This is a genomic window from Leadbetterella byssophila DSM 17132, from assembly GCF_000166395.1.
GTDB lineage: Bacteria > Bacteroidota > Bacteroidia > Cytophagales > Spirosomataceae > Leadbetterella > Leadbetterella byssophila.
Genome location: NC_014655.1, coordinates 3,991,674 through 4,003,086, shown reverse-complemented (window position 1 = coordinate 4,003,086; position 11,413 = coordinate 3,991,674). Strand labels below are relative to the sequence as shown.

The window sequence follows — 11,413 nt, the reverse complement described above, 5'->3', positions numbered from 1 at the left end:
CTATTCAAAGCTATGGAAAGAAGAGAATTTATCAAAAATAGTGCACTAGGTTTAGCCGGATTGAGCTTAGTGCGTTTATCAGAAAACCATCCTACCATTCCTTTAAAATTACTACATCATACCAGAAACGGAGCGGGAGGAAATTGGGGTATTCCATGGCCTAAGAGCCAACTAAAAAAGGTTTCAGAGTTCACCCTAATAAGTGGCAACAAACAAGTCCCTGTGCAGAGCTGGCCTTTGGCCTTTTGGCCGGATGGAAGTATAAAATGGACCGGACATGCCATAGCTTCTGACCTTGATCTCGGAGCCGAAGCGCAACTTATTCAGAAAAAAAGCCCTTTGGAACAAAGCATAAAAATATCAGAGAAGGGTGAGTCCTTTATAGTCAACAATGGAATCTTGCAAATAGAAGTTCCTACAAAAGGTCCTTATCTAATTTCTCAGATAAAGAGAAATCAAAAGACTCTGGTACAAAAAGGAAGCTTAGAACTAAGGATTCAAGACGCACCTAGTGCAGAAGAAGGAAATACCATTAAAACCCAGTTCTATATCTCAGAAGTTGAAAAAGTTAGCATAGAGAGTAAAGGGCCAATAAGAACGGTTATCAAGTGGGAAGGTACACACCTGGGAAAGGAAAGAAGATTGCCCTTTGTGGTCAGAATGTATATCTATTCTGACAATGACCAGGTCCGCCTCCTTCACACCATCATCTACGATGCAGATGAAAACAAGGAATTCATATCCGGACTGGGGATTAAATTTGAAGTAGACTTCCAAAAGGAAGAATGGCATAACCGTCACATTCGCTTTGCAGGGGAAGGGATATTCTCTGAAGCGGTTAGGGGATTAACCGGCTTAAGGAGAGATCCTGGGAAAAGTATCAGAGAAGCGCAAATGGAAGGTAAAAGAACGTCTTCCGACTTCAATCCTGCAGTGGGTAATCGTCTCCAGTACATAGCTGGATTTGGTGATTATACCCTGTCTCAATTAAATGCTGATGGGTTCGAAATCAAGAAAAGAACTAAAGCCGGGCATAGCTGGATACAGTCAGCGCACGGTAAAAGATCCCTGGGAACTGCATATCTGGGAAGCCCTTCCGGTGGACTAGTGCTAGGACTTCGCCATTTCTGGCAATCTTACCCGGCGCAGATAGACATTAGAAAAGCAACGGAGGACGTAGGGGAAATGGCCATGTGGTTCTGGGCACCTGATGCTCCTCCTATGGATCTTCGGTTTTACCATGACGGCATGGGTCAGGATAATTATCCTAAACAATTGGAAGGTCTAGAAATCAACTACGAAGATTATGAACCTGGATTTGGCACTCCTTATGGAGTAGCCAGAACCTCTGAAGTATTTTTTCAAGTAGTAGATGCTACTCCCTCAGCAGAAGAACTGCTCAGATTTGCTCAAGCCGTACAAGATCCCCCTATTATTTCTGCTACTCCTGAATACATGAAACAGGCCGGTGCTTTCGCTGGAGCATTCCCTGTACTAGGGAAAAATAGGAAGACGAAGGAACTGGAAGACCAACTGGATTTCTACTTTCAATTTTACAAAGATCAAGTAGAAGAACACCATTGGTACGGATTTTGGAACTATGGCGATTTTATGCATAGTTATGACGAAGATAGACACGTATGGAAATACGATATAGGAGGTTTCGCCTGGGATAATTCTGAATTATCCACTGATATTTGGCTTTGGACCTACTTTCTAAGTACCTGCAGATCTGATGTCTACCGTTTAGCGGAAGCCATGACGAGGCATACGGGAGAAGTAGACGTACATCACATAGGAAGATTCAGCCCTCTGGGTTCCAGGCACAATGTGATGCATTGGGGCTGTAGCGCTAAACAACTCCGCATAAGTACCGCAGCTAACAGACGATATTTCTACTATCTCTCCGGAGGAGACGAACGCACCGGTGATCTCATGCGAGAACAAATTGAAGCAGCCCGGACACTACAGAGCATAGTCCCCATCCGAAAAGTAAACCCGGATGTTCCAAAGAACACAGAGAACTCCGTATATGCTAGTCTTGGATTCGGTACAGATTGGGGGGCTATAGCCTCCGCTTGGTTTACCGAGTGGGAAAGAACCGGAGATCCAAAGATGAAAAGCAGGTTACTTAAAAGCATGGATAGCATAGCCGCCCAACCCAAAGGCTTCTTCACCGGTCTTCAGATGATGAATTTAGATACAGGGGAGTTCCAAATAGATCAAAGCAACAAAGTATCCGTGTCTCATTTGAATGCCGTCTTCGGTCTTCCGGAACTCTGCTACGAGCTACTGCAATGTATAAACCATCCCCCATTTGAGCGAGCATGGCTACAGTATTGCATGCTGTATAATGCCAGTGCAGCAGAGCAAGAAAAAGCTTTAGGTGAAAGCCTGAGGCGACTAAATTTGCAACAAGGGCATGCCAGGTTAACGGCGTATGCAGCTAGGAAAAATCCTGCCCTGATCCAAAGAGCCTGGGAAGAATTCTATAAGGGAGAAGGAGGTTTTAGAAAAACAAGTAAAGAAAAAATAAGTATACATCCACCGGAAGTTTTGCAGACGCGGCACGAGAACCCCGGCATATCTACTAATGCCGTAGCCCAGTGGGGCTTAGCCGCCATGCAGATCTTGGCCTTTGAAAATGAAAATAGGTAAACATCAAATATCTTACAGAATAACCCGGAGAGGGGTGCATATTTTACATGATGCATCCCTTACCTCACTTTTTAATGAAAGTCCTATTTCCGGAGTAAAAAAACTGGTTAATGAACTTAAAGAGGCATTTTATACAGCACACGGAAGAGAATTAGCTATACATCATGACTCCTTAGTACTAGAAATCTGGGGCCATTATTACTTTGAAAAATACTACAAATATTTCCGATGGATGATCCCTTCTGAACGCTTAAAGAAGAGGTTTGACATGGCTACACAAGAGTTTGATTGCGGAGAAAAGCAAGTGGACAATAACCGCTGGATCTGGGATCTTTTAAGGCCTACCCTCCCTTTGGCACAAATATTCCTTAAAGATCAAATCCAAATTATTTAAAATTATTCTAAATAAACCTTGGAACATAGACATGGAGCTTATAACTTTGTCTATTATTTGTAATTGATCTAAATAAATGTGTCATACTAAAGTATTGGTGAATAACAGGAATGGGTTCGTGACGCGTTGCGCAGAATGTTCAAAGGTCCAAATTGCGTTTGGAACATCGCTCTTCGGGATGTCCATCAAAGATTTTGAGGTATTTGCCAATTACCTCTATGCAAAGCGGAATGAAGCAGAAGCGTACGGGCTACATGAAAAGTGTATTCATCTGAAAAATGGGTCAGCCATGATGATCCTTACCCCATATGAATTAGAAAACTTTATAGATCTAATAGAAACTGCAAGTATTCAAAATCTGATCCACGAGTGCCTGAACAGGCCTAATTAAGAGGTCCATATACCATCAAGATTGGAATGAGCCCCAAAAATACACTTCACAGAACCATTGGGGACACTATTCTCACAGGGAATGGGATACTTTAAAGACAGAAAATGAAAGAACCTCATCCACAACTTCCTGAACTAATGCAAAGAATTATTTTTAGAACTGATCCTCCTTCCCTACTTAAGTTAGAAACCTTAAGCATAGAACTTAAGAACGTAGGTATTTCAAACTTTGATGTAGATTTTGAAACCTGTGAAATTTCAGTGGTATGCCCCCATGTCAAAAGTATACAGCAAGTGGAATGTGCTTTGAGAAAAGCCGGATTTAAATGTCCACGTCTGAAATAATTCCTTAACGGACTTGATTAAATAATTTTCTTTCCAAAACTTCTACTTGTGCCCCATCTAAATTTTGGTATCCTTTAAATACAAATCCACATTTTTTTAGGATTTTTCGGGATGCTTCATTGTTCGGATCAATGATGGCATAAAGGGTATGTACTAATCCATCTTCGATGGCTTTTTCTACAAGGAGCTTACTCAACTTAGTACCTAAGCCCTTCCGCCAATGTTCCGGAACTATAATGTATCCTAATTCTGCCTGCTCATCCCCTAACTGCTCTATCTCTAATTTCCCAAAACCCAAAAAATCATTATTTTCAAGGTCCAAAAATTTGTAAAATCCAAAATTTTTATGTAAATTACTATTATAAAGTAATTTACCAAACCTAATCTCTGCCTCCTCCTGACCTAATGCTCCATAACTGATACCCTTCATCACGGTTTCATTACTAACTAAGCTATAATACAGGGGGAAGTCATCAAAAGTAAATTTTTCTAAAGCAAGTTTCATAGAAATTTATAATTCTCAGAAATTTAGAATAATATTACCTTATTCAAATCAGAAGATGCACAAAATCAAAGTTTGGCTACTATTTTACGGCCCCATATTTCTATACAGTACCATTTTTAGTGCAATAGGAGCTATGGCCCTAGGATGGAATTATTCCTTCAAGATCTATGCACTAATTCATTTGGTGGCCTGCTATACTTACTATGAATTCCTCCACCCTTCCTACTATATATTTTACCACAATTTGAGGTTTACTAAATCCCGACTTTGGTCTATACAGCTCACCCTATCCCTTATATTGATATTCCTATGAACTTTCTACAAGCAGACAGCATACAGAAAAGTTTTGGTAATAGAAAAGTACTATCCGATGTACACATTCAATGTAATGAGGGTGAAATAGTGGGACTATTAGGAAGAAATGGTTCCGGAAAGTCTACCTTAATGAAGATCCTGCACGGTAGCCTTCAAGCAGATCAAAAATATATCAAGGTCAATAATGAAGTGCTTTTAACCACTGAGCAGTTAAGCCAGCAAATAGCCTATCTTCCTCAAGATCCATTTATTCCTTTACATTTAAAGTGCAAACAAATCTTCCCGTACATTGACGAAGCGTATCTCAATCCTACTCTATTACAACAGGAAGACCTTAAGATCAAGAACTTACCAGGAGGATTGTTAAGATGTTTAGAGATCTACTTTGTGCTAAGTAGACCCTGCCCCTACCTGCTCTTAGATGAACCTTTTACTGGCTGTTCACCCATCCTCATTGAAGAGTTACAACAGAAAATTCTACACGCCTCCCGTCAGAAAAAAGGAATTATTCTATCAGACCATCTATACAAAGAGGTTCAAAAAATCACTCAAAGGAATTACCTGATGAAAGAGGGCATATTAAAAGAAAGCAGCAATCTGGATGGCTACGCCCCTACCTTTTAACTCTTAAGGCAAAGATACCAATGGCGATAAACAAAAATCCCATCACAAATTTCCAGGTAATCACGGTTTGAGGCCTCAAATCCGGAGCAGTCAATACCAAAAGGCTAACTAACATGACGCCGCAAACAATAGCCACAATGGCAGCAATTTTATTTAATGTATTTCTATTCATGGGAGGCAAATATGTTCAAATGTAGAAGATTTACTCAAAAAGCCCAAATAGAAATCAGTATTGAAATGAATCAATACGTAAAATTATCTGTTAGTATCTCTGTATTTTGTTTTATTTTTGCATAATTTTTTCCCGTTTAGAATGAAAAGAAGTTCCCAATTTGAAGTAATGGCACCTGCAGGTTCCAAAGAAGCCATGGCAGCGGCCATTAAGGCGGGCGCAGATTCCGTTTATTTCGGGGTAGAGCAGTTGAACATGCGGGCACGTCAAACCAATAACTTTTTGGTAGACGATCTACCGGAAGTAGCCCGTCTGTGTGCAGATAACGGGGTCAAAAGTTACATCACCCTGAATACTATCATTTACGATCATGACATTTCCTTGATGCGTAAAATCATAGACCAAGCTAAAGCAGCCGGAATTACTGCGGTGATTGCTTCAGATTTGGCCGTGATGAACTACTGCAAAAAGGTAGGCATGGAAGTACACGTGAGTACACAGTCGAACATAACAAATATCGAGACCGTAGAACTCTTCTCTTCCTACGCTGACGTCATGGTGATGGCCAGAGAGCTCACCTTAAAACAGGTAGGTGATATCGTTAAAGCAATCGAAAGACATGACATCAGAGGCCCTAAAGGTGAACTTATTCAAGTAGAAATCTTTGCTCACGGAGCCCTATGCATGGCGGTTTCTGGAAAATGTTACCTCAGCCTACACTCTCATAATGCCTCAGCAAACCGTGGAGCGTGTATCCAAAACTGCCGTAGAGAATATACCGTTACTGACGAGGAAGGTATCGAGCTGAAGATTGACAACGAATATATCATGTCTGCCAAAGACCTTTGTACCATAGACTTCTTGGACAAAATCCTGGAAGCCGGAGTAAGAGTATTGAAGATTGAAGGTAGAGGTAGAGCTGCAGACTATGTTTATACCACCACCAAATGCTATAGAGAAGCCGTTGATGCCTTTGAGGATGGCACTTACAGCCCTGAGAAAGTTGCTATTTGGAAAGAAAAATTATCTGAAGTTTACAATAGAGGATTCTGGGACGGATACTATCTGGGCAGAAAAATGGGAGAATGGTCTAACGTTCATGGATCCATCGCTACCACTAGAAAAATCTACATCGGTAAAGGCGTTAAATACTTTGATAAAATAGGTGTAGGGGAATTCTTATTAGAAAGCCACGACATTAACGTGGGCGATCGTTTGATCGTGACCGGTCCAACTACCGGCTTGATTGAGACCGTAGCGGAAGAAATTCGTTTAGGTTCTGGAGATTCTGTCGCAAAAGCAGGAAAAGGAAATACCATCTCTCTGAAAATCAACGAAAAAATCCGTCCTTCTGATAAGTTGTACAAAATAGTGGAAGCCCATGCCTAAACTTTTTCATTATCGGCAGCGCTGCATAGGCTGCAATGCTTGTGTAGAAATAGCATTTGATAGATGGAGAATGAGTAAAAAAGACGGGAAAGCCGTACTTCTGGGAGGAATAGAAAAGAAAGGTGTCTATATGGCGCAAATCCGACCGGATGAAGTAGAAGATAACGAAAGGGCATTAAAAGCCTGCCCCGTAAATGTCATAAAAATGGAAGGAGTCTAAAATAGGCTCCTTTTTTTATCTATTTTGTCCCCAAATGATCCTCTTTTGGATCTTACCCAAAAAAAATCAGTATGAAAACCTTCTTACTTTTAATCAGAGAGGAAACTCAGACGGAGGACACTTCCTACGAACACCTCCAAGAAGTCATCCAGGAACATATGGCCTGGATAGAAAGTCTGGGAGATCACTTTATATCCGGAGATCCTCTTGAACCGGGCGGAATAATCATCTCTCAAAATCAAGAAATAGATGGCCCCTACGTGGAAACCAAGGAGTGCGTAAGCGGATACTACTTCCTTAAAGCATCTAGCCTCGAAGAAGTAAAAGGATTAGCTATGGGGTGCCCTGATATCAAATACGGGGCGCGAATAGAAATCAGAGAAATAATGAATGAAGGCTGATAGTATATATATCCATCATTTTACTCCTGTTCTAAATGCCCTGTGTCAAAGGTACAAACAGGTAGATTTTGACGATATTCTAGATGCCGTTCACGATGCCTTCGAAGCTTCTTTAAGTTTCGAAGGCCAAATTCTCCAGCCTGGCGCTTGGCTGTATCGGGTAGCTGAAAGGAAACTTCTACACTTTCTTAGAAAAAGAAATATCCCTCATCTACCTCCTGATCCATCTGGACATAAAGCAGATGAAGACGATGTCACATTAACTCTACTTGACTTTCTATTGAATATAGAAACGAAGGATAGAAACCGACTGGCCCTGGCCCTTTTCTACGTAGGAGGCTTAAGCAGAAAGGAGATTGCCTCCGCACTAAAGATTCAGCCAGAGAATGTCAAAAAAATCCTTCAAAGATCTACCGGCATTCTCAGAGAATCTTACAATAGGGATTTGGCACCGAAAGTTCCGAAAGCCTCCTCTCAGTTATTACAATTCTTATACCTGCTTTTTAATGAAGGTTACAAAAGAACAGACGCTAAAGAGGCTCTTTCAGAACACATGTGCTTTGTGGCCATTAAATATGCACAATACATTGAGCCCAATCCTGAGACATATGCTCTGTTGGCATTAATGCACTTCCATTTAGCTCGATTCCCCGCACGACTAAATAATGGTGTATTTGTCCCACTACCAGAACAGGACAGAACCTTATATGATAAACCATTGATCCAACAAGGATATTTTTACCTCCGCCAAGCCGGACGTAGCACTCATCACTACTTTCTGCTCGCCTTGATATCTGCGATACATAGCAGCTCCCCTACTTTTGCAGATACAGACTGGCAAAAGATCACTGTACTCTATTCTAAAATAAAGCACTTAAGTGATGAGTTACAATTGAATTACTACATCGCTAAAAGCCATATATCTGATCCTGAAGAGTGCTTAGACTTCATCCTCACCTTTCCACCCTCTCTGAGTTCTATTTCTGCCGCTGCGTACTTATATGAACGCTTGCGAAATTACGTATCTGCAATAAGCAAGTATAAAGAAGCCAGTAATTACACTGAAAATCCCGCAGATCTTCGTTTCTTTGAGAAAAAAATACTCTACCTAAATGAAAAGATTAATCCTACTCTTCTTAATTATAAGCTTTAGTGCAGCTTCTCAAACAAAACCCAAGATCTATCATCCGGAGGCTGACGCGCAGGCGGAATTGAACACTGCAATAGCAAAAGCCAAAAACTCCGGTAAGCATGTATTTGTACAGGTGGGTGGTAATTGGTGCAGTTGGTGTTTATTATTCCATGATTTGGTGCAAAAGAACGACACTTTAAGCACCTATATGAAGGACAACTACGAAGTGCTTCATTTGAACTTTAGCCCAGAAAACAAAAACGAAGAAACCTTAGCTAAATTAGGATATCCTCAAAGGTTTGGCTTCCCGGTATTTGTTATCTTGAATGGAGATGGACAGCGACTTCATACTCAAAACTCTGCCTATCTAGAAGAAGGTAAAGGGCACAGTACCAAAAAGGTATTTGGATTTTTACAAGACTGGGCTCCGGCTGCCGTTTCTCCAGCAACCTACAGTAAAAAATGAAAGGATTAGCTTACACTCTTTTGCTAGTACTGATCTCTTTTTCCTCAATGGCTCAGAAGTTGGAGCAGAAATTACAAAGGCAGATCGAACAAGAAATTAAAGGATTTCGTGGAGAAATAGGCGTTTACGTGAAGCATCTCAAATCCGGGAAAGAGGTCAGGATCCAAGCGGATACGGTATTTCCAACTGCCTCCTTGGTGAAGGTTCCCTTACTTGTAGGCATTTTCCATCAAATCCATGATGGAAAATATAACTTGGACCAGGAATTCATTTATGATGCCAAAAGGGTTTATGGAGGTTCGGGTTTGATGCAGTTCTACAAGGATTCAGCCAAAACAGATCTATCTACCATGATCTCTTTGATGTTAACCTATAGTGACAATGTCACTTCCTTATGGATACAAGAATTAGCCGGCGGCGGAATTCAGGTAAACCAATTGATGGATCATTATGGACTAAAAGACACTAAAGTTAATTCCAGGACGGAAGGTAGAGCGAAGATATGGGAGAAATACGGTTGGGGCCAGACTACACCGAAAGAGATGGCCACACTATTTACCCTCATTCGGGAAGGAAAAATCATCAATAAGGAGCAATCTGTAAAGATGTATCGATACTTGAAGAATCAGTACTACAATGAGCGTTCCCTGTCTAGTCTTCCTCCTACTGTGAATACCATATCGAAAACCGGCTCCGTAAACCAAGCCCGCGGAGAAGTGGTTTTGGTCAATGCTCCTCATGGAGATATCGTGTTTTGCATCCTGACAAAAAACAACGAAGATCAGAGTTGGACCCCTCTTAACGAAGCGGAAGAATTGACACGAAGAATTGCCAAGCTCATTTGGAACTTCTACGAGCCTACCTACAAATGGTAGGCTCCTACCTATAAACCTGAGGACTACCCAATATACTCTTATAGTTCACCTCTGATTTTGTAAAATCTATAGTATAATACCTCGTGTGTATGTTCTCTGTATACTTTAACTGCAGTTCCAGAACATTCTGAGATCTCCACGCATACGAAGCGGCAACGGCATGTTTCGAAATGACTTCTTTATTCGTTTTGATACCCGGAAAGATATGAGGAGGTTTCATGGTAGTGTTAGATTTTATCCATTCACCATTCCCAAAAGGGATCTTGTGTTCCACAGAGTCCGTTTGAAAGCTCACCCATAAGTTGCCCGACCTATCTTCAAAACGTATGCCCTTCAGCGAAGGATCTGAGAACTTTAAATCCTTTAGGTTTCCTTTAATGGAAGAAGATAACGGCAGTAAAGCCAAAGCCTTTAATTCCCCCGGAAAGTTCTCATGTACCACCTTTCCTTTTTCCAATGCCGGCAATAAATATTTCCAGATCAAATTCAGAAGGCCTGGAAGATTAGGACTTTCTCCGGTAGTGACAATAACAGCATCAAATTGAGGTACCACGATAATGTTTTGGCCATAGGCCCCATCCGCTCTAAAGGTATTATGCCTGCCTCTCCACATTTGATACCCATAACCCTGATGCCAGTCGCTATTTTTCATCAAGTCATCCGTTACGCCTACTGTAGGATAAATTTGGGGAGAAGAGGCCTCAACTACCCATTTCTGAGGAAGAATTTGTTTTCCTTCCCACTTTCCTTTGTTCAAAAATAATAGGCCGAATTTAGCCAAATCCTCAGTAGTCAAACGTAATCCCCATCCGCCCACATTTATACCTTGAGCGTCTACTTCCCAGTCCATACCTGAAATTCCTAAAGGCTCAAATAAACGGGGCCTCAAATAATCCAAAACTGTTTTCCCGCTAGCTTTCTGCACTAATGCAGATAACATATAGGTTGCCGGAGAATTATACAAAAAGCGTTTTCCGGGAACATTTGGGAAATCAGTATGCAGAAAGGCCTTTACCCAATCCTCCTCGCCCACGATCTGAATAGGTTCCTTTTCATGTCCAGAGCTCATGGTTAACAGATCCTTGATCTTCAGTTTTTTCAAGTTTTCGGAAGGGTTAAGAGGTATCTTGTCAGGAAAATATTCGATAATGGGTTTATTCCAATCCAGAAGCCCCTCTTCTAAAGCTAAACCTACAGCGGTAGCCGTAAAGCTCTTACTGACAGAATACAAGGTATGAGGGTATTCCCGAGAGAAAGGGTTAAACCATCCTTCTGTAATAACCTTACCTCCTCTCACGATCATAATGCTATGAGGTTCATGGTCTTTTTGCCACTCTTTTAGAAATTCTAGTACGGCATTTTGATCTATACCCTCTCCTATATCTTTCGGGAGATTTTGGGCTGAAAGCCATAGAGGAAAAAGAAGCAGAAGGAGTATTCTTTTCATAGCAGGTTGATTTTGAGAATACAAATATGGAAAAAACCTGCAGAACTCAAAGATAAAAAGAATGGGGGACCAAATCCCCC

The 11,413-nt window shown here is 41.1% G+C and carries 14 protein-coding genes; 11 read left to right on the top strand and 3 right to left on the bottom strand.

What is annotated here, in order from left to right; translation table 11 throughout:
• Window positions 1-12 precede the first annotated feature (12 nt).
• The 4 genes from LBYS_RS17765 to LBYS_RS17750 all read left to right on the top strand — a co-directional run bounded on the left by LBYS_RS17765 (window position 13) and on the right by LBYS_RS17750 (window position 3,787).
• Entirely contained in the window at window positions 13-2,658 is a 2,646-nt protein-coding gene (locus LBYS_RS17765; protein WP_041823915.1) for an exo-rhamnogalacturonan lyase family protein, read from the top strand.
• Window positions 2,645-3,052 carry a hypothetical protein gene (locus LBYS_RS17760; RefSeq protein WP_041823912.1) on the top strand — a complete coding sequence of 136 codons (408 nt, stop codon included), beginning with the start codon at window positions 2,645-2,647 and terminating at the stop codon, window positions 3,050-3,052. The genes LBYS_RS17765 and LBYS_RS17760 overlap by 14 nt, the downstream gene beginning before the upstream one ends.
• Before the next feature lie 76 nt (window positions 3,053-3,128).
• Window positions 3,129-3,443: a DUF6686 family protein gene (locus LBYS_RS17755; protein WP_013410224.1), complete on the top strand. Its 315-nt coding sequence runs from the start codon at window positions 3,129-3,131 to the stop codon at window positions 3,441-3,443.
• Between the two features lie 104 nt (window positions 3,444-3,547).
• The gene (locus LBYS_RS17750) at window positions 3,548-3,787 is read left to right on the top strand and encodes a hypothetical protein (protein ID WP_013410223.1); all 240 of its coding nucleotides are present in this window, start codon (window positions 3,548-3,550) and stop codon (window positions 3,785-3,787) included.
• Window positions 3,788-3,791: 4 nt separating this feature from the next.
• Here the strand turns inward: LBYS_RS17750 and LBYS_RS17745 are convergent, their stop codons facing one another.
• Window positions 3,792-4,292: a GNAT family N-acetyltransferase gene (locus LBYS_RS17745; RefSeq protein WP_013410222.1), complete on the bottom strand. Its 501-nt coding sequence runs from the start codon at window positions 4,290-4,292 to the stop codon at window positions 3,792-3,794.
• A 309-nt stretch (window positions 4,293-4,601) separates the two neighbouring features.
• On the opposite strand from LBYS_RS17745, the gene LBYS_RS17740 reads away from it, so the two are divergent.
• Entirely contained in the window at window positions 4,602-5,231 is a 630-nt protein-coding gene (locus tag LBYS_RS17740) for an ATP-binding cassette domain-containing protein (protein WP_041824966.1), read from the top strand.
• Here LBYS_RS17740 and LBYS_RS17735 read toward each other — a convergent pair.
• A complete protein-coding gene (locus tag LBYS_RS17735) occupies window positions 5,221-5,403 on the bottom strand; it encodes a hypothetical protein (protein ID WP_013410220.1) in 183 nt (60 codons plus the stop codon). The genes LBYS_RS17740 and LBYS_RS17735 overlap by 11 nt on opposite strands.
• Before the next feature lie 141 nt (window positions 5,404-5,544).
• On the opposite strand from LBYS_RS17735, the gene LBYS_RS17730 reads away from it, so the two are divergent.
• The 6 genes from LBYS_RS17730 to LBYS_RS17705 all read left to right on the top strand — a co-directional run bounded on the left by LBYS_RS17730 (window position 5,545) and on the right by LBYS_RS17705 (window position 9,886).
• The gene (locus LBYS_RS17730; protein ID WP_013410219.1) at window positions 5,545-6,792 is read left to right on the top strand and encodes a peptidase U32 family protein; all 1,248 of its coding nucleotides are present in this window, start codon (window positions 5,545-5,547) and stop codon (window positions 6,790-6,792) included.
• Window positions 6,785-7,012, top strand: coding sequence for a ferredoxin (locus tag LBYS_RS17725; RefSeq protein WP_013410218.1), 228 nt, complete (start codon window positions 6,785-6,787; stop codon window positions 7,010-7,012). The genes LBYS_RS17730 and LBYS_RS17725 overlap by 8 nt, the downstream gene beginning before the upstream one ends.
• A 71-nt stretch (window positions 7,013-7,083) precedes the next feature.
• Complete coding sequence (locus LBYS_RS17720; RefSeq protein WP_013410217.1) at window positions 7,084-7,413, top strand: YciI family protein; 330 nt, start codon at window positions 7,084-7,086, stop codon at window positions 7,411-7,413.
• Window positions 7,403-8,566, top strand: coding sequence for a DUF6596 domain-containing protein (locus LBYS_RS17715; protein WP_013410216.1), 1,164 nt, complete (start codon window positions 7,403-7,405; stop codon window positions 8,564-8,566). The genes LBYS_RS17720 and LBYS_RS17715 overlap by 11 nt, the downstream gene beginning before the upstream one ends.
• Window positions 8,526-9,011, top strand: coding sequence for a thioredoxin family protein (locus LBYS_RS17710; protein ID WP_013410215.1), 486 nt, complete (start codon window positions 8,526-8,528; stop codon window positions 9,009-9,011). Before LBYS_RS17715 ends, LBYS_RS17710 begins: the two co-directional genes overlap by 41 nt.
• Complete coding sequence (locus tag LBYS_RS17705) at window positions 9,008-9,886, top strand: serine hydrolase (protein ID WP_013410214.1); 879 nt, start codon at window positions 9,008-9,010, stop codon at window positions 9,884-9,886. The genes LBYS_RS17710 and LBYS_RS17705 overlap by 4 nt, the downstream gene beginning before the upstream one ends.
• A gap of 4 nt (window positions 9,887-9,890) precedes the next feature.
• Here the strand turns inward: LBYS_RS17705 and LBYS_RS17700 are convergent, their stop codons facing one another.
• Window positions 9,891-11,333 (bottom strand): serine hydrolase domain-containing protein, encoded by a 1,443-nt coding sequence (locus LBYS_RS17700; RefSeq protein WP_013410213.1) that lies wholly within the window; start codon window positions 11,331-11,333, stop codon window positions 9,891-9,893.
• Window positions 11,334-11,413 lie beyond the last annotated feature (80 nt).

Bases quoted from the DNA above. Each gene is read 5' to 3' on its own strand.
- LBYS_RS17765 (WP_041823915.1), top strand. From the start codon at position 13: ATGGAAAGAAGAGAATTTATCAAAAATAGTGCACTAGGTTTAGCCGGA.
- LBYS_RS17760 (WP_041823912.1), top strand. From the start codon at position 2,645: ATGAAAATAGGTAAACATCAAATATCTTACAGAATAACCCGGAGAGGG.
- LBYS_RS17755 (WP_013410224.1), top strand. From the start codon at position 3,129: ATGTGTCATACTAAAGTATTGGTGAATAACAGGAATGGGTTCGTGACG.
- LBYS_RS17750 (WP_013410223.1), top strand. From the start codon at position 3,548: ATGAAAGAACCTCATCCACAACTTCCTGAACTAATGCAAAGAATTATT.
- LBYS_RS17745 (WP_013410222.1), bottom strand. From the start codon at position 4,292: ATGAAACTTGCTTTAGAAAAATTTACTTTTGATGACTTCCCCCTGTAT.
- LBYS_RS17740 (WP_041824966.1), top strand. From the start codon at position 4,602: ATGAACTTTCTACAAGCAGACAGCATACAGAAAAGTTTTGGTAATAGA.
- LBYS_RS17735 (WP_013410220.1), bottom strand. From the start codon at position 5,403: ATGAATAGAAATACATTAAATAAAATTGCTGCCATTGTGGCTATTGTT.
- LBYS_RS17730 (WP_013410219.1), top strand. From the start codon at position 5,545: ATGAAAAGAAGTTCCCAATTTGAAGTAATGGCACCTGCAGGTTCCAAA.
- LBYS_RS17725 (WP_013410218.1), top strand. From the start codon at position 6,785: ATGCCTAAACTTTTTCATTATCGGCAGCGCTGCATAGGCTGCAATGCT.
- LBYS_RS17720 (WP_013410217.1), top strand. From the start codon at position 7,084: ATGAAAACCTTCTTACTTTTAATCAGAGAGGAAACTCAGACGGAGGAC.
- LBYS_RS17715 (WP_013410216.1), top strand. From the start codon at position 7,403: ATGAAGGCTGATAGTATATATATCCATCATTTTACTCCTGTTCTAAAT.
- LBYS_RS17710 (WP_013410215.1), top strand. From the start codon at position 8,526: ATGAAAAGATTAATCCTACTCTTCTTAATTATAAGCTTTAGTGCAGCT.
- LBYS_RS17705 (WP_013410214.1), top strand. From the start codon at position 9,008: ATGAAAGGATTAGCTTACACTCTTTTGCTAGTACTGATCTCTTTTTCC.
- LBYS_RS17700 (WP_013410213.1), bottom strand. From the start codon at position 11,333: ATGAAAAGAATACTCCTTCTGCTTCTTTTTCCTCTATGGCTTTCAGCC.